The following is a 16,250-nucleotide window of genomic DNA, read 5'->3' on the forward strand; positions in this document are numbered from 1 at the left end:
CCCCGCCCGCTGCGCCCTCGCGCACGTATCCAGTGACCGCTCGGCGGCTCTATTGTGGTAGACGGATCCACTTGCGCGAAAGGCCAGCCGATGGCCGCTCGGAACTACGTGAACTTCGACCTGCTCATCGAGCAGGAGAGTGCTGGGCACTTCCAGGCCCGGGTCACCGGGTCCCCGCAGGGGGCCACGCCCAGCGTCCGGTTCACGCTGCCCTACGACCCGACCACGCTGGAGAACCTGCTGCTCAAGCTGGACCCCGGCCGGTCCGGCACCCGACGCGCCGGCGCGAGCACCCAGCAGCAGGCCGGCATCGACTTCGGCGGCCCGCTCTACCGCGCGGTCTTCCGCGACGACCTGCTGCTCACCTGGACCCGCAGCCTCGACCTCGCCCGCCAGCAGGACGCCGGCGGGCTGCGCCTGCGACTGCGCCTGAACGACGCCCCCACGATCGCCGGCCTGCCGTGGGAGCTGTTGTACGACGCCCGGACCAACAGCTTCATCGCCCAGTCCGAGCGGACGCCGGTGGTGCGCTACCTGGACGTCCCGCAGTCGCCGCGGGCCATGACCGTCGACGGACCCCTGCACGTGCTGGCGCTGATCTCCTCGCCCGTCGACCAGGACGAGCTGGACGTCGACGCCGAGTGGGAGCTCATCGGTGACGCCGTCCGGCCCCAGGTCGAGGCCGGCCTGGTGGTGCTGGACCGGCTGCCGCGGCCGACGATGGCCGAGCTCGGCCGCTGGCTGCGCCGGCACGAGACCCACGTGCTGCACTTCGTCGGTCACGGCGCCTTCCACGACCAGCTGGGCGAGGGCGTGATCTACCTCCAGGACCGGCACGGCCGCAGCGCGGCGGTCTCGGCGTCGGTGCTCGGCCCGCAGGTCAAGGACCACGACCCGCTGCGGATGGTGGTCCTCAACGCGTGCCGGTCCGCCCGGGCGGACCTGGTGGACCCGTTCAGCGGCCTGGCGCAGGGCCTGGTGCAGCAGGACGCGACGGCCGTCGTGGCGATGCAGTTCCCGATCAGCGACCGGGCCGCGGTGACGTTCACCGGTGAGTTCTACGGGGCCATCGTGGACGGGCTGCCGGTGGACCAGTCGATCACCAGCGCCCGCAAGTCCCTGCTCGCGGACTTCGGTGACGAGTGGGCCACGCCGGTGCTCTTCCTCCGGGCCCCCGACGGCAACATCTTCGCCGACGTGCACGCGCTCCCCGATGCCGCGCCCGCGCCGCCCCCGCTGCCCCCGCCGCCGGACGAGGCGCCGCCCGACGACGTACCGCCCGACCAGGCACCACCGGACCAGGCCCCACCGAACCAGGCGCCGGACCAGGCGCCACCGGACCAGGCTCCGCCCGGCGACCTGCCGTCCGATGAGGCACCACCGGACCAGACTCCGCCCGGCGACCTGCCGCTCGACGAGGCACCACCCGATGACGTACCACCCGACGAGGCACCACCGGACGAGGGCGGGTCGGACGGGCGGCGCCGCCTTCCGGACTGGTACGGCGTGCGGGCCAGGTGGGCGTCCGGGGCACTGGCGCTGGCCGTTGTGGTGGGAGTCGTGGTGGGCACGCAGCTGGCCGACCGACCCGGCGAGGCGGGTCCGGGCGGACAGGGGGACGCCACCCCGTCCGGGACCCCGAACGGGGACACCGACCCCGACACCGACCCCGACACTGGGCTGCCGGCCTCGGCCCCGCTCACCGACGGCCAGCTCCTCGTGGCGGCCGGGTCGTCCCCGCCGGCGCTGCGGATCCACCTCGTCGACACTGACGACGGGTCGGCGGTCCAGGTGACCGACGGGCCGGTGAAGGAGTGGCTGCCGGTCCTCAGCCCGGACCGGGCGACGATGATCTACTCCCGGATCCTGGACGGGCCCACGAGCCACGAGCTGCGCACCGCCGGGGTCGACGGGTCCGGTGACCGGGCGCTGTTCGAGACCCCCGAGGAGTGCACGGCGAACACCGGCCGGCCGGCGTGGTCGGCCACGGAGCCGACCCACCTGGTGATGCGCTGCCTCGACTCCGCCTCGGTCTGGCGGCTGGTGCTGGTGGACGTCGACGGCACCGTCCTGCGCACCTATGCGACCACCGAGGCGGGCGAGCCGCTGCGCAACTTCGGCGACCCCACGATCTCCCCCGACGGGAGGACGATCGTGTTCTGGGGCAGCACGGAGTCCGGCAACGCCGTGGCCTCCGGCGCGCTCTACGCCGTCGACATCGGCGCGGACGGCGACGGGGACGGCGACGGGGGCGGCGACCAGGAGGGGCAGGAGCCGACCCTACTCGTGGGGAGCGAGGCGGACCAGTCCTACAGCGACCCGGTCTTCTCCCCCGACGGCTCCCGGCTGGCGTTCCGCCAGAGTATGGGAGGCAACTTCGAGATCGTCGCGGTGCCGTTCTCGCAGGCCGATCGCACCGTGGGCGACCCGGTCCGGCTCACGGACTCCCCGGCCGTCGACGAGGACCCGATGTTCTCCCCCGACGGCAGCCGGGTCGCCTTCAGCCGCCGGGACGCGAACGGGACCCGCATCCTCGTCGTGCCCGTGGGCGGCGGGGAGCCCGTGCCGCTCCTCGAGGAGGGCCTGGACCGGGTCCAGCTGGTGCCCGCCTGGTCGCGCCGCTGACCCGTCCCGCAGCGCGGCGGGCTGAACCACCTTGACTGGACTTACGGCGTAAGGCTACGCTGCCACTCTCAGCCTTACGCCGTACGTCTGCCCCGACCTGGAGACCACCGATGCCCACCCCCACGACTCCCCCGACAACGCCCACCATGGGCCCCACCACCGGCCTCACCACCCGCCCGGCCACCGCCGCCCGGTGGGCCGGACTGGGGTACCTCGCCCTGTTCCTGCTGGCGATCTTCGCCAACTTCCTCGCCGTCGGCGCCGTCCTCGACCCGGAGAGCCCCCGCTCCACGTTCGCGGACCTGACCGCCTCGGAGACCACGTTCCGCTTCGGTGCCGCGGCGTTCCTGGCCGTCTTCCTCATCGACATCGTCGTCGCCTGGGCGCTCTACGTGCTGTTCCGCGGACTGCACCGCGACCTCTCCCTGCTCGCCGCCTGGTCGCGGCTGGTCTACACGGTCTTCCTCGGGGTGGCCCTGGTGTACCTGTTCCAGGCGTTGGAGCTGGTCCGGATCGGCGGCGACGACCGGGGCCGGCTCGAGGGTGACGTCCTGCTCGCCCTGCAGTCCTTCGACATGACCTGGGTGATCGGCCTGGCCGCGTTCGGCGTCCACCTCGTGCTGCTCGGCCGGCTCCTGCTCGCCACGCCCGGGGCACCCCGCTGGCTGGGCTGGGTCGTCGTCGTGGCCGGCGTCGCCTACGTCGTGGACACCGTCGCCCACCTCGTGCTGGCCGACTACCCGGCGTACGCCGACGTGTTCCTCGCCGTAGTGGCCGTGCCGTCGGTGGTCGGCGAGTTCGGCGTCACCGTCTGGCTGCTGCTGGTGGCCGCCGGCCGCCGACCGGTGCCGGCCGTCTCAGCAGGGTCCGAGCACGAAGGTCGGCTGGAAGGTCACGCACTGCGAGGTTGACTCCGCCGACCGGGTGAACGTGCTCCCGCTCAGGGACCACGCGCGGACCTCGACCGGCGCCGGGAACTGGGTGGTGGTCGGGTCCTCCAGCCGGTAGGACACGAACCCGTCGGCCCCGAGGTGGGTCTGCCAGCCGCCCGGGCCTCCGTCCGAGGACAGGGAGGCCGACCCTCCCGCCGCGTCGACGGTGCGCACCTCGTCCATCGTGTCGGGGGCCGCCTGGAACACGTTCCACTCCGAGGTCTCGCCACCCCCGCCGAAGACGACGACCTCCAGGTCCCCGTCGCCGTCGAGGTCGACCGGCTCGAGCGGGCTCCTCTCCATGGTGCCAAGCAGAGGGGCGCTGGTCGTCTCGCCGGTGCCCCAGTCGACCCGCAGCAACTGCGCCGGGGCCGTGCCGCTCTCGTAGACCTGCACCTGGACGGTCTCATCGGTGCCGTCGCCGTCGAGGTCCGCGTCGAGCTCGTCGAAGGTCACGAGGCTCGAGTCCTCGGTCGTCACCACCCGCGTCTCGGTGGACTCGACGAGCTCCCCGCCGGCGCAGTACGACGCCTCGACGAGGATCGTGTGCTCACCCCCGGTCACGTCGTTGACCACGAGCGGCTCGTCACCGTGGAACTCCGTGGTGGACGCCTTCAGGACGCCGTCCGGGTCGCACGCGAGGCCGTCCTGCTCGGAGCGCGCGACGACCCGGCCGTCGAAGCGCACCTCGGTGGCCGCGGGCCCGGTGTAGTCGGAGGCCTCCCCCGTCTCGGCGTCGACGTAGCCGGTCGACTCCCCGGTCACGAAGTACCTGATCACCACCTGACCTGCATCGTCGGGCACGGCCTCGATGTCGATCTGCTGCCAGGGAGTGCCACCCCGCTCGGTCACCGGGGGTGCCGACCGCTGGTCCGGCAGCGCCTGCGAGAGCCCCAGCCCGCCGGCGGCGAGCACGGCCGCGGCGGCGACCGCCCCGACGGCCCGGCGACGACGGTTCGCCCGCACCCGGCGCCGGATGTCGGGCATCCGGTCGCCCACCAGGTCCGCGTCGGCCAGGCCCGCCAGCCGGTCGAGCGACTCGAAGATCGGATCCCGCTCGTGGGTGCTCATGACGCTCCTCCGGACCGGCCCTGGTCGGCGCCCAGCTCCGAGCGCAGGCGGGCCAGCCCCTTGCTGGTGTTGCTCTTCACGGTGCCGGGCGAGCACCCCATGGCGGCGGCGGTGTCGGCCTCCGAGAGGTCGCACCAGTGCCGCAGCACGACGGCGGCCCGCTGTCGCTCGGGCAGCGCCCGGAGCGCCACGAGCAGCACCTGGCTCTCGACCACCGCACCGGCGATGTCGAGGGCGTGGCCCGAGCCCTCGGGGACCTCCGCCGTCGACCACTCCCGGTTGCGATGCCGTCGCCACCAGGAGGTCCGCAGGGAGACCATGACCCGGCGCAGGTAGGCGTCCGGGACCTCGTAGGTCCGCACCCGGTGCCAGTGCGGGTAGGTCTTGGCGTAGGCGGCCTGGAGCAGGTCCTCGGCCTCGTGCAGGTCGCCCGTCAGTAGGAACGCCAGCCGCTTGTGCCGACGTTCGCTCGCTCGCACGTAGGCATCGAACCCGTCGGCCTCGGCCGGGGGGCTCTCGCCCCGGCTCGCCGCGCGTCCGATCGTCGCCTCGTTCACGTCCCCCTACACGCCCTCCGGCTCGGATCGGTTGCCTGCGTCCGGCCACGGCGTCGGGCGCCCGGTGCGGGCGCCGGCCCGAGACTCCGGCAGGGGCCAGCCTGACACGGGGAGCGCCGGGATGTGTGGCGGCTCACACAGCGGGTACAAGGGAGTGATCGCCTCCCGAACCGACCCGCATCGCCCCCAGATCGCCCAGCCCGACTCGACCCGCCCGAATCGCCCGCCCGAGAAGGAGACCGCGTGACGAACGTGATCGACGCCAAGGCCCGGCTGCGTGCGGCCGACGACACCGACGCCGCGGACACCGGCGCCGCGACACCGCTCGACCTGCTGCTCAACGACGCCGCCCGGAGTCCCGTGCGCCGGTTCCTGCCCGGCATGTCCGGGGTCCGGTTCGCGACGAACCTCGTCCGGCGACCGACCCGGTTGGCCGGCCGCACCGCCGGCCTGGCCGCCGAGCTGGCCAGGATCGGCGTGGGCCGCTCCGACGTCGCGCCGCACGAGAAGGACCGCCGCTTCGCCGAGGAGGCCTGGGCCCGCAACCCGCTCTTCCGGCGGCTGCTGCAGGCCTACCTGGCGGCCGGCCAGACCGCGCGCGGGCTGGTCGAGGACGCCGACCTGGACTGGGGCGACGGCCAGCGCATGGGCTTCATCGTCGACAACCTGGTCGAGGCGTCGGCGCCCAGCAACAACCCGTTCCTCAACCCCGCGGTCCTCAAGCGGGTCCTCGACACCGGGGGCGGGAACCTCGCCGAGGGCAGCCGGCGGCTGGTCCGCGACTTCGCCACCGCGCCGAGGGTCCCGGCCATGGTCGAGCCGGACGCGTTCGAGGTCGGCACCGACCTCGCGGTGACGCCGGGGCAGGTCGTCCTCCGCACGGACATGTTCGAGCTGATCCAGTACACCCCCACGACCGCCAAGGTCCGCACCGTGCCGCTGCTGATCGTCCCCCCGACGATCAACAAGTACTACGTCATCGACCTGGCCGAGCAGCGCAGCCTGGTCGAGCACCTGGTGGCCAGCGGCCAGCAGGTCTACTGCATCTCCTGGCGCAACCCGGACGCCCGGCACGCCGACTGGGGGGTGGACAGCTACGGCCGGGCGATCATCGAGGCGATGGACGCCTCCCAGGCGATCGCCCGCACCGAGCAGGTCGCGGTGCTCGGCATCTGCGCCGGCGGCATGCTCTCGTCGATGGTCATGGCCCACCTCGCCGCCACCGGGGACCTGGACCGGGTCGCCGCCTTCAGCCTCGCGGTGACCGTCCTCGACCAGGCGCAGGCCGGGTTGCCGAGCGCCCTGCTCTCGCGCAAGGCCGCGGCGGCGTCGACGAAGGTGTCGCGGGAGAAGGGCTACCTCGACGGGCGCATGCTCGCCGAGGTGTTCGCCTGGCTGCGGCCCAACGACCTGGTCTGGAACTACTGGGTCAACAACTACCTGCTCGGCCGGGCACCCAAGGCCTTCGACATCCTCTACTGGAACGCCGACCCGGTCCGGATGACCGCGGCCATGCACCGCGACTTCATGGAACTGGCGATCACCAACGGCCTCACCGAGCCAGGTGCCGCCACGATGCTCGGCTCCGAGCTCGACCTCAGCAAGGTCGACGTCGACACCTACGCCGTCGCGGGCATCGCGGACCACCTCTGCGACTGGGAGTCCTGCTACCGCACCACCCAGCTGCTCGGCGGCGACATCCGCTTCGTGCTCTCGACGAGCGGGCACATCGCGGCCATGGTCAACCCTCCCGGCAACCCGAAGGCGAGCTTCCAGACGGCGCCGGACCACCCCGAGGACGCCCAGCAGTGGCTCCAGCAGGCGAGCAAGGTCAAGGGCACCTGGTGGGACGACTACGTCGACTGGCTCGCCGCCCGCACCGGCCCGGAGCGGGGCAAGCCGCGCCGGCACGGGTCAGCCGCCTTCGAGCCGGTCTGCGCGGCCCCGGGCACCTATGTCCACGACCGCTGATCGCGAGCAGGTCCGCTCGCTCGCCGTCCGCGGCGTGCGGGTGCGGGTCTCCGAGCGTCGGGCGCGGGGCGCCTACGCCGCCGAGCCGCCGCTGCTGCTGTGCAACGGCATCGGGGCCAGCCTCGAGGTGCTGCAGCCACTGGTCGACTCCCTGCACCCGGACCGGGGCGTGATCCGCTTCGACGTGCCGGGGGTGGGCGGCTCCCCGCTGCCGCCGACGCCGTACCCGATCGCGGGTCTGGCCTCGTGGGTCACCGCGATGGTGCGCCGCCTGGGCCACGAGCGGTACGACGTCCTCGGGCTGTCCTGGGGCGGCGGCCTCGCCCAACAGCTCGCCGTCCAGTGCCGCCGCCGGGTCCGCAAGGTGGTGCTGGTCGCCACGGGCACGGGGTCGGTCATGGTCCCGGCCCACCCGCGGGTGCTGATGCGGATGATGACCCCGCGCCGGCACCGCGACCCGGCGTACGCGCTGAGGATCGCACCGGAGATCTACGGCGGCACGATGCGCACCGACCCACGCAGCGGCGCCGAGCTGCTGCACGCCGCCACCCGGGCCGGGCCCAAGCGGGGCTACTACTACCAGCTCCTGGCCACCCTCGGCTGGTCCAGCCTGCCGGGGCTCCCGCTGCTGCGGCAGCCGACGCTGATCCTGGCCGGCGACGACGACCCGATCATCCCGCTCGTTAACGCGCGGGTCATGGCCCGGCTGATCCCCGACGCCCGGCTGCACGTCTACCCCGGCGGGCACCTCGGCATCATCACCGAGAGCGACCAGCTCGCCCCCGTCGTCGAGGAGTTCCTCGGCGGACCCATCCCGACCGACGGAGACGCATGAGCGACCTCGACCTCACCGCCACCCCCGACTCCGACTTCCTGGGCTTCGAGCTGCTGCTCGACGACGACGGCCGCGCGCTGCTCGAGCGGGTGCGCGGCCACATGACCTCGGTGGTCGAGCCGGTGATCAACGACCACTGGACCCGGGCGGAGTTCCCCCACGATCTGCTGCCGGGGTTCGCCGAGCTCGGCATCGCCGGTCTCCCGTACGACGGCCCGGAATGCCCCGGTCGCAGCGCGCTCCTCGACGGCATGATCTCGATGGAGCTGGCCCGGGTGGACCCCTCGATCGCGACCTTCTTCGGCGTGCACGGGGGGCTGGCCATGGGCTCCATTCAGCTGTGCGGCTCCGAGGAGCAGCAGGAGCGGTGGCTGCCGGCGATGGCCCGGATGGAGCTGATCGGCGCCTTCGGCCTCACCGAGCCCGAGCACGGCTCGGGGATCGCCGGCGGGCTGGCGACCACGGCCCGTCGCGACGGCGACTCCTGGGTGCTCGACGGTGAGAAGAAGTGGATCGGCAACGCCTCCTTCGCCGATCTGGTGGTGATCTGGGCGCGCGACGTCGAGGACGACCAGGTGAAGGGCTTCGTGGTCGAGCAGGGCACCGAGGGGATGACGTTCGACCTCCAGGAGGACAAGATCGCGCTCCGGGTGGTGCAGAACGCCTCGATCCACCTCGCCGGGGTCCGGGTGCCGGAGTCGCACCGGCTCGCCCGCGCCGACTCCTTCGACGACACCGCGCAGGTGCTCCGGCTGACTCGGATGGGCGTTGCCTGGATGGCCACCGGCTGCGCCCGCGGCGCCTACGAGCACGCCCTGCGCTACACCGGGGAGCGCGAGCAGTTCGGGAAGCCGATCGCGAGCTTCCAGCTGGTGCAGGACCTGCTGGTCCGGATGCTGGGCAACGTCGCCGCCTCGACGGCGATGTGTGTGCGGGTCTCCCAGCTCCAGGACGCCGGCACCGTGCGCGACGAGCACGCGTCACTGGCCAAGGCGTTCAGCACGGTGCGGATGCGCGAGACCGTCGGCTGGGCCCGGGAGGTGCTCGGCGGCAACGGCATCCTGCTCGAGCACCATGTCGGCCGGTTCGTGGCAGACGCCGAGGCGATCTACTCCTACGAGGGCACCCGGGAGATCAACACATTGATCGTGGGCCGCGCGATCACCGGGGTCGGCGCCTTCGTCTGAGGGACGTCGGGCGCCGCGGGACCGGTCAGAAGGTCGCCCGCTCGCCGTCCAGCCAGGCCTTGCTGTCACGCACGTCGAAGACCAGCGAGATCGCGTTGACGACCAGCACGGCCTCGAGGTAGGCGGCGTACCCGCCGGTGACGTCGTCTCGGACGACCAGTGCGTGGAGCAGGACCGCGGCGAGCGGGACCCACAGCGCGACGTGGGGCAGTGCCATCGCGTTGCTGAACCCTCGGTCGACGACCATGACCACGCCGTTCGCAGCCAGCGCGCCCAGCGCCAGGACCGCGACGACGAGGCTCACCGGCTCCCCGAGGAAGAACAGGATCCCGAGGTTCGCGGGGACCAGGATCCCCAGCATCCACACCAGCACGGCGATCGGCAGCCGCGTCGCGCTCCCCCAGATGTCGCGGAGCAGACTCATGGGCGGGAGCCTGCCACGACGCCGAGCGGTCAGCTCCTCCGGGCCAGGACCGCCTCGATCGCGCGGACCACCTCGTCGACCTTCGCGGGGTCCAGCGCATCGGGGTGCGGCGGGGCGAAGCGGCCGGCGTCGTTGTCGAAGTACTCCCCCGACCGGCCACCGAACTCGTCGTCGAGCGCGGCCCGGACGAGGATGTCCGCGCCCTGGGCGACGTCGCTGCCGGACACCCCGAACCCGTCGCGCACCATCTTGGTGGCCAGCAGGGAGCCGGGGTTCACCGCGACCACCACCTGGTCACCGTCGAGGGTCGACGCCAGGTGGCGCGACCACATCGTGAGCGCCAGCTTGCTCTGCGCGTAGGCGGGCATGTCCGCCAGCTCGACCTCGCCGGCCAGTGCCCTCAGGTCCACCGGGGACTGGGCGGCCGAGGAGACGTTGACCACCCGCCCCGAGGCCGCGAGCAGCGGCAGCAGGCTGCGGGTCAGGAGGTAGGGGGCGATCGTGTTGACGGCGAACCGCACGTCTCCGAGCTCGCCCCGGGCGGGGCCGGGCACCCGGAGGACACCGGCGTTGTTGATCAGCGCGTCCAGGGTCTCGTGCCTCTCGGCGACGGCCCCGGCCAGCGCCTCGACCTGCTCCGGGCGCGCGAGGTCGGCCAGGTGCCCCTCGACGCTCCCGCTCCCGCCGGCCGCCTCGCCGACGGTCGCCTCGGCGCGCTCCAGCCTCTCCGCGTCGCGCCCGTGCAGGATCACGTGGTGCCCGAGCGACGTCAGCCGCGTCGCGGTCGCCAGCCCGATGCCGTCGGTCGAGCCGGTCACGAGGATCGTCTTCATGGGGTTGCCTTCCGGTGGTCGGGCGGGTGCGCCACCGGGCGGGGACGGTACGCCGCGACCGGGAGCACCGCCACGGCCACAGCGGCGACGACGAGGAACGCCGTGCTGAACGACGTCTGCTCGGCGATGATTCCGACCGCCACCGAGCCCATGGCGGTGCCGGCGTCGAAGCCGACGTTCCACACGGCGCTGGCGGCGTTGTGGTGGCGCCGGGAGACGGAGCCGAAGGCGACGATCAGGGTGAGGTTCTGCAGGGCGCCGTAGGCCAGGCCGAGCAGGCCGGCCGCGACCAGGAACGTGGTGGCACCGGTCGCGTCCGGGTCCCGCACCGACCAGCCGACCAGGGCGGTGCTCACCCCGGTGACGAGGACGAGCGGCCAGAGGAACCGCTGGGAGCCGAACCGGTCGGCGAGAAGACCGGCCCGCCACCGGCCGAGTGCGGCGACGAGCCCCATGACGAAGAGCCCGGTCGCGGCCAGCGCGTCGCCGGAGACCATCTGCGGCACGAAGGTGATCGCCGCGCCGCCGGCGAGGGTGACCGAGAGCAGCAGCAGCGTGGGCCGCAGGAGCGGCAGGTAGACCGCCGCCCGCGGACCCTCCACCGTCCCGGTCGGCAGCTCCGGAGGGTCGTCGGGCAGCGCCGCGGCCAGCCGTCGCGCGGCCGGGATGCCGGCCACGGGCAGGGCGCTGACGACGAAGACCACCCAGAAGCCGAGGTTCTCCGCGACCCAGGGGGCGGCCGCGAGCAGGAAGAGGTTCGGCAGCGCGACCGCCAGGCCGTAGACGCCGATCGCCTCGCCCCGCCGCTCGGGCGCCACGAGGGCGGCCACCGCGGCGCTGCCGGTGACCGTGAGCACCCCGAAGCCGACGCCGCGCAGCGCGGAGACCACCAGGATCGGCCCGAGCGCGTCACTGAGCCCGTAGAGCAGCGCGGGCACCCCGAGCATCGCCAGGCCGACGCTCAGCGTCGTCGCCCAGCCGAACCTGCGCAGCGCGCTCGGGACCAGGAACTGGGTGAGGACCGTGAAGAGCAGGAGCACCCCGTTGACCAGCCCGGCGCCGCCGGCGCCGGCGCCGCCGTGCACCGCCCACAGCGGCGCCACCGGGAGCAGGGCGGCGTAGCCGGAGAAGCCGGTGAGGGTCATCACCGTGAGCGGGCGCATGCCGGGCTCGCGCCAGATGGAGGACCTCACCGGCCTGACCCTAGACAGTGGGTCGCGCCGTGGGGTCGACCGGTCCGTGGTCCGTCGCGGGCGTGACGTCCCCTCGGAATGACGGGGCTGTGGCGTGGCGGGGGCTGCGGCGTACGGGGCTCAGGGCGCCCGGTTGCCCCGTGCCTCCTCCTGGACCACCAGGCCGTCGAGGTCGGAGAGCCGGTCGAGTCCCTGGAGCGCCCGTCCCATCCGGTGGTTGCCCGACAGCGCGGACCGGTTCCGGTGGAGGAACCACCAGTAGCCGGCGGTGAACGGGCAGGCGTCGTCCCCGACCCGGACCGTCGGGTCGAAGCGGCACGAGCCGCAGTGGTCGGTCATCCGGTTCAGGTAGGCGCCACCGGAGGTGTACGGCTTGGTGGCCATCTCTCCACCGTCGGCGTGCTGGCTCATCCCGACGACGTTGGGCACCATCACCCAGTCGTAGCCGTCGACGAACGCCCGGTGGAACCAGTCGGTCACCTGCCGCGGCGACCAGCCCCGCTGCATCGCGTAGGACCCCAGCACCATCAGCCGCGGGATGTGGTGGACCCAGCCGTGCTCGGCCACCTGGTCGAGCGTGTGGGAGAGGCAGCGGGCGTCGGTCCTCGACCCGTCCAGCGACCCGAACCACTGGGGCAGCCGCTCGGTGGCGCCGAGCTCGTTGCGGCGCCGGTAGGAGTCGCCGAAGTGCCAGTAGAGGTGCCAGACGTAGTCCCGCCAGCCCAGCACCTGCCGGACGAAGCCCTCGACGGAGGCGATCGGCGCGTCCCCGGACAGGTACGCCTCCTCCGCGCGGCGTACCACCTCGAGGGGTTCGAGCAGGCCCAGGTTGAGCGGCGCGGACACCAGGGAGTGGGCCATCCACGGGTCGCCCTCCAGCACGGCGTCCTCGTGCGCGCCGAAGTGCGGCAGCCGGTGCTCGACGAAGCGGTCGAGCGCGGCGAGCGCCTCCCGGCGGGTGGCCGGGAAGCGCCGCGGCCCGTCGCTGCCGATGAACGAGACGTCGCCGTCCCGCTGCCACCGGTCGAGGTCGGCGCGGACCTCCTCATCGATCTCGTCCTCCTGCGGCCACCAGGGCTCGGGGACGCCCAGGGTCTCGGCATCCTTCGGCGGGGGCTCCCGGTTGTCGTGGTCGAAGTTCCACCGGCCACCGGCCGGTCCCTCGCCGTCGCCGTCGAGCAGGACGCCGTGCGCCCGCCGGGCCCGCCGGTAGAAGTCCTCCATCAGCAGCCGACTCGCCCCGCGGCCCTCCGCCCACCGCTCGAAGTCGTCGCGCGCCGTGGTGAAGCCGCGCGGCTCGAGCACGGTGAGGTCGAGCTCCCGACCGAGCCGCTCGACCAGCCCGAGGGCGGCGTACGACGTCGGGTGGACGACCTGCACCGGCTGCCGCCCACCGTGCGAGCGCACCGCCTCGGCGTACCCGCCCTCGGTCCGGACGTAGGTCGCCTTGTCACCCAGCTCGGCGGCGCGGTGCCTCATGGCCGAGATGACCAGGTGGGCCTTGGCGCGGTGGAAGGACCGCCGCGCCAGCACGGCCCGCGACTCGACCAGTAGCACCGGGCCCCGGTGGTCGGCGACGAAGTGCGGGCCGAGCTGGTCGCCGAACAGCCACCTCAGCGCCTCCGCCACGGTCGCCTCAGAGCTTCCCGAGGGCCTCGCGCAGCCCCTGCTCGGCCTCGTCGCCGAGCTTCTTGAAGGCGCCCCCGAGGAAGGGCTGCGCCAGCTTGGCCAGTCCCTTGAACGTGAAGTCCGCGGTGTAGGTCACCCGGCTGCCGGTGCCGTGCGGCTCGATCTCCATGGTGTCGGTGGCCTCGACCGTCCGGTTCTCACCGCGGAGCACGACCCGGCCCGGGGCCCGGTGCTCGACGACGGTGTAGCGGAGCTCGGTCCGCCGACCGTTGAACTCCGACACGTTGTGGTAGACCGTGCCCAGCCCTCCGTCTCCCTCGACCCGGTCGGTGGACACGGTGCCGGGATCCCACTCCTCGGTGTGCGTGAAGTCGCTGAGGTAGGCGAACACGGTCTCGGGCGTGGCCTCGGTCTCGACGGCTCGCTGGATCTGCATGTCGTCGAGAGTAGCCAGCGGTCGGTGGTGTCGTCGTGACGGCGGGTCGGGAGGAGGAGGCAGTCAGCGTGTGCGCCTCCCCCTCCCCGCGCCGGCTAGGCGTTGATCTCCTTGCGGCCGTCGCCGCCGCTGATCTCGACCTTGCGGGGCTTGGCCTTCTCCGCGATCGGGATCCTCAGGGTCAGCACCCCGGAGGTGTAGTCCGCCGAGAGCTGGTCGGTGTCGAGGGTGTCGCCGAGGAACAGCTGGCGGCTGAACACGCCGTAGGAGCGCTCGCCCACCACCCGCTCGGCGCCGTCACCGACGGGGGGCTTGCGCTCGGCGTGCACGGTCAGCACGTTCTGCTCCACGGTGAGGTCGATCGAGTCGGCCGAGACACCGGGCAGATCGAGGTGGACCACGAAGGTGCCGTCCTCACGGTAGGCGTCCATCGGCATCACTGCGGGCCGTGCCCGAGTGCCCAGCATGGCCTCGGTGAGACGGTCGAAGTCCCGGAACGGATCGGTGCGCATCAACATGGTTCTTCCTCCTCACTCGATGGGTGGATCTTCCGTGGAGCACCGGGCGAACAGCCCGGTGGGCCTTGAGAAAATCTGTGGTCGCTACTTGAGATTTTGCCTCGCGGTGGGAGAATGTCAAGGGTCGGAGGTCAGGAATTTCGCGGGATGTGACCACGAGGGAGGGAGAGACATGGAGAGCAGGCTCGAGGAGGCCCTGCGGGTGCTCGGCGTCCCCGCGGACAGTGACCGCGAGCGGGTGATCAACGCCTACCGGCGGCTCGCCCGGGTCACCCACCCGGACGTGTCCACCGACCCCGACGCGGCCGAGCGCTTCGCCGCCCTCGATGCCGCCTACCGGCTCGTGTCCGCCTCCTCGGCCCGCTCGCCCGGCTCCGAGCCGACCTCGACGGCCTCTCGCCCCAGCCTGGTGCGGGTGGCCCCGGCCTCTCACCCGAGCCCGGTGCGGGTGGACCCGGCCTTCTTCCCGGCGCGGTCCTGGGCCCGGCCGCCGATCGTGGCCGGCCCGGTGCTGGTCCGGCCTGCCCGCGGCGAGCCGGGAAGGGGTGAGGCGTGATGGTGGACCTGGGAGCGGACCGCGCGCTGTTCTCCATCTCGGTGACCTCGGAGCTGACCGAGGTCAACCCCCAGATGTTGCGCGTCTACGAGCAGAAGGGACTGGTGGCGCCCTACCGCACCGAGGGCGGCACGCGCCGCTACAGCGGTCAGGACGTGGACCGGATCCGCGAGATCACCACGCTGCTGGCCGCCGGGCTCAACCTCGCCGGAGTCGAGCAGGTACTCCACCTGCGCTCCGAGAACGACCGCCTCCAGGGGGAGATCGACCGGCTCCGCACGCGGGCGCGCCGGTCGGCCGCGAGGGGCCGGGCCGAGCCGGGCGGCTGATCCCGGCGGGTCAGGTCGTCCGCGACCTCGACCGCCGCACCCGGACCTCCTGGACCACCAGCAGACCCAACGTCAGCACCGTGATCGGGATGACGAACGCCAGCATCACCCAGCTGAACTGCGGCAGCGCGTCGTGGCCGGCCGAGTCCAGCAGCAGGTAGGCGGTGTAGGCGAGGTAGTAGCCGACGAAGAGCCATGCCTCCCGTTTGGCCACCCGCCGGCCGGTGAACGCGATCGGCAGCAGCGCCATCATCACCGCGACCATCACCGGGATGTCGAAGGTCGCTGCGCCGTCGGTGACGGGTACGCCGCTCGGGCTGATCACCGCGGTCAGTCCCATCACCGCGCCCAGGTTGAAGATGCAGCTGCCGACCGCGTTGCCCACCGCCATCTCCACGCTGCCGCGGATCGCCGCCGTCACCGAGGTGGTCAGCTCGGGAAGCGAGGTGCCGATCGCCACGACCGTCAGCCCGACCACCGTCTCGCTCAGCCCCAGCGAGGTCGCGATCGTGGCCGCACCGCTGACCAACCAGCTCGCGCCCCAGACCAGCAGGCCGACCCCTGCGACCACCAGCAGGGCCGCCACCGGAGCGCCTCCGGGCGCGCCAGGCGCCTCCTCCACGGGTCCCGGGTCGCTGCCTCGGCGGCTGCGGACCACGGTCACCGTCGTGTAGGTGAGCAGCAGCCCGAGCAGCACCACCCCGTCCGGGGTGGAGACCGACCCGTCGGCGGCCATCACCCAGAACAGCAGCGACAGCGCGATCAGCACCGGCACGTCCCGGCGCACCACCGGGCTCTGCACCGCCAGCGAGATGATCGTCCCGGCCACCCCGACCACGAGCAGGATGTTCGCGACGTTCGATCCGACGACGTTGCCGACCGCGAGCCCCGGCCTGCCGGACAGGCTGGCCTGGACGGTGACCGCCAGCTCGGGCGCCGAGGTCGCGAACGAGACCACGGTCAGGCCGACCACCAGCGGGGACAGCCCGAACGCACGGGCGATCGTGCTGGCGCCGCGCACCAGGCTCTCGCCGCCGGCGACCAGCAGCACGACACCGGCCAGCAGGAGCAGGACGGCGGTCATCGGGCCTCCGGGTGGGCGGATCAGGTGAAGCGGCTGGGCGGGCGGACTGGGCGGGCGGGCCGGGCGGTCG

16 protein-coding genes are annotated in these 16,250 nt (G+C 73.0%); 7 read left to right on the top strand and 9 right to left on the bottom strand.

The features are described 5' to 3' along the window. The first annotated feature begins 90 nt into the window (after positions 1-90). Both IE331_RS11185 and IE331_RS11190 read left to right on the top strand, forming a co-directional pair. Positions 91-2,625, top strand: coding sequence for a CHAT domain-containing protein (locus IE331_RS11185; RefSeq protein ID WP_192143524.1), 2,535 nt, complete (start codon positions 91-93; stop codon positions 2,623-2,625). 146 nt (positions 2,626-2,771) lie between these two features. Continuing rightward, positions 2,772-3,536, top strand: coding sequence for a DUF4386 domain-containing protein (locus IE331_RS11190; RefSeq protein WP_192143525.1), 765 nt, complete (start codon positions 2,772-2,774; stop codon positions 3,534-3,536). On the opposite strand, the gene IE331_RS11195 is transcribed toward IE331_RS11190, so the two are convergent. Next, positions 3,483-4,628, bottom strand: coding sequence for a hypothetical protein (locus IE331_RS11195; RefSeq protein WP_192143526.1), 1,146 nt, complete (start codon positions 4,626-4,628; stop codon positions 3,483-3,485). The genes IE331_RS11190 and IE331_RS11195 overlap by 54 nt on opposite strands. Beyond that, on the bottom strand, positions 4,625-5,185 hold the full coding sequence (locus IE331_RS11200; protein ID WP_201931640.1) for a SigE family RNA polymerase sigma factor: 561 nt from the start codon (positions 5,183-5,185) through the stop codon (positions 4,625-4,627). The genes IE331_RS11195 and IE331_RS11200 overlap by 4 nt, the downstream gene beginning before the upstream one ends. A 243-nt stretch (positions 5,186-5,428) precedes the next feature. On the opposite strand from IE331_RS11200, the gene IE331_RS11205 reads away from it, so the two are divergent. Genes IE331_RS11205 through IE331_RS11215 form a run of 3 tightly spaced genes read left to right on the top strand, consistent with a single transcriptional unit; the run spans position 5,429 to position 9,178 of the window. Next, the gene (locus IE331_RS11205) at positions 5,429-7,156 is read left to right on the top strand and encodes a PHA/PHB synthase family protein (RefSeq protein WP_201931642.1); all 1,728 of its coding nucleotides are present in this window, start codon (positions 5,429-5,431) and stop codon (positions 7,154-7,156) included. Continuing rightward, complete coding sequence (gene phaZ / locus IE331_RS11210; protein ID WP_192143527.1) at positions 7,140-7,991, top strand: poly(3-hydroxyalkanoate) depolymerase; 852 nt, start codon at positions 7,140-7,142, stop codon at positions 7,989-7,991. The genes IE331_RS11205 and phaZ overlap by 17 nt, the downstream gene beginning before the upstream one ends. Next, positions 7,988-9,178, top strand: a complete 1,191-nt coding sequence (locus tag IE331_RS11215; RefSeq protein WP_192143528.1) for an acyl-CoA dehydrogenase family protein — start codon at positions 7,988-7,990, stop codon at positions 9,176-9,178. Before phaZ ends, IE331_RS11215 begins: the two co-directional genes overlap by 4 nt. A gap of 25 nt (positions 9,179-9,203) precedes the next feature. On the opposite strand, the gene IE331_RS11220 is transcribed toward IE331_RS11215, so the two are convergent. The 6 genes from IE331_RS11220 to IE331_RS11245 form a co-directional block, all read right to left on the bottom strand. Continuing rightward, entirely contained in the window at positions 9,204-9,602 is a 399-nt protein-coding gene (locus IE331_RS11220) for a hypothetical protein (RefSeq protein ID WP_192143529.1), read from the bottom strand. Between the two features lie 29 nt (positions 9,603-9,631). Further along, positions 9,632-10,435, bottom strand: coding sequence for an SDR family NAD(P)-dependent oxidoreductase (locus IE331_RS11225; protein WP_192143530.1), 804 nt, complete (start codon positions 10,433-10,435; stop codon positions 9,632-9,634). Then, a complete protein-coding gene (locus IE331_RS11230) occupies positions 10,432-11,628 on the bottom strand; it encodes an MFS transporter (protein ID WP_201931643.1) in 1,197 nt (398 codons plus the stop codon). The genes IE331_RS11225 and IE331_RS11230 overlap by 4 nt, the downstream gene beginning before the upstream one ends. 120 nt (positions 11,629-11,748) lie before the next feature. Then, positions 11,749-13,257 carry a cryptochrome/photolyase family protein gene (locus tag IE331_RS11235; protein WP_192143531.1) on the bottom strand — a complete coding sequence of 503 codons (1,509 nt, stop codon included), beginning with the start codon at positions 13,255-13,257 and terminating at the stop codon, positions 11,749-11,751. Between the two features lie 7 nt (positions 13,258-13,264). Beyond that, a complete protein-coding gene (locus IE331_RS11240; protein ID WP_192143532.1) occupies positions 13,265-13,693 on the bottom strand; it encodes an SRPBCC family protein in 429 nt (142 codons plus the stop codon). A gap of 95 nt (positions 13,694-13,788) precedes the next feature. Then, on the bottom strand, positions 13,789-14,205 hold the full coding sequence (locus IE331_RS11245; RefSeq protein WP_318646814.1) for an Hsp20/alpha crystallin family protein: 417 nt from the start codon (positions 14,203-14,205) through the stop codon (positions 13,789-13,791). 178 nt (positions 14,206-14,383) lie between these two features. On the opposite strand from IE331_RS11245, the gene IE331_RS11250 reads away from it, so the two are divergent. Together IE331_RS11250 and IE331_RS11255 are read left to right on the top strand one after the other, a co-directional pair. Then, entirely contained in the window at positions 14,384-14,767 is a 384-nt protein-coding gene (locus IE331_RS11250; RefSeq protein ID WP_192143534.1) for a J domain-containing protein, read from the top strand. Continuing rightward, positions 14,767-15,096: a MerR family transcriptional regulator gene (locus IE331_RS11255; protein ID WP_192143978.1), complete on the top strand. Its 330-nt coding sequence runs from the start codon at positions 14,767-14,769 to the stop codon at positions 15,094-15,096. The genes IE331_RS11250 and IE331_RS11255 overlap by 1 nt, the downstream gene beginning before the upstream one ends. A 10-nt stretch (positions 15,097-15,106) precedes the next feature. Here IE331_RS11255 and IE331_RS11260 read toward each other — a convergent pair whose 3' ends face one another. Next, positions 15,107-16,180 (bottom strand): calcium/sodium antiporter, encoded by a 1,074-nt coding sequence (locus IE331_RS11260; protein ID WP_192143535.1) that lies wholly within the window; start codon positions 16,178-16,180, stop codon positions 15,107-15,109. Between the last annotated feature and the right edge of the window lie 70 nt (positions 16,181-16,250).

Origin of the sequence: Nocardioides donggukensis, assembly GCF_014842875.1 — a bacterium.
GTDB classification, from domain to species: domain Bacteria; phylum Actinomycetota; class Actinomycetes; order Propionibacteriales; family Nocardioidaceae; genus Nocardioides; species Nocardioides donggukensis.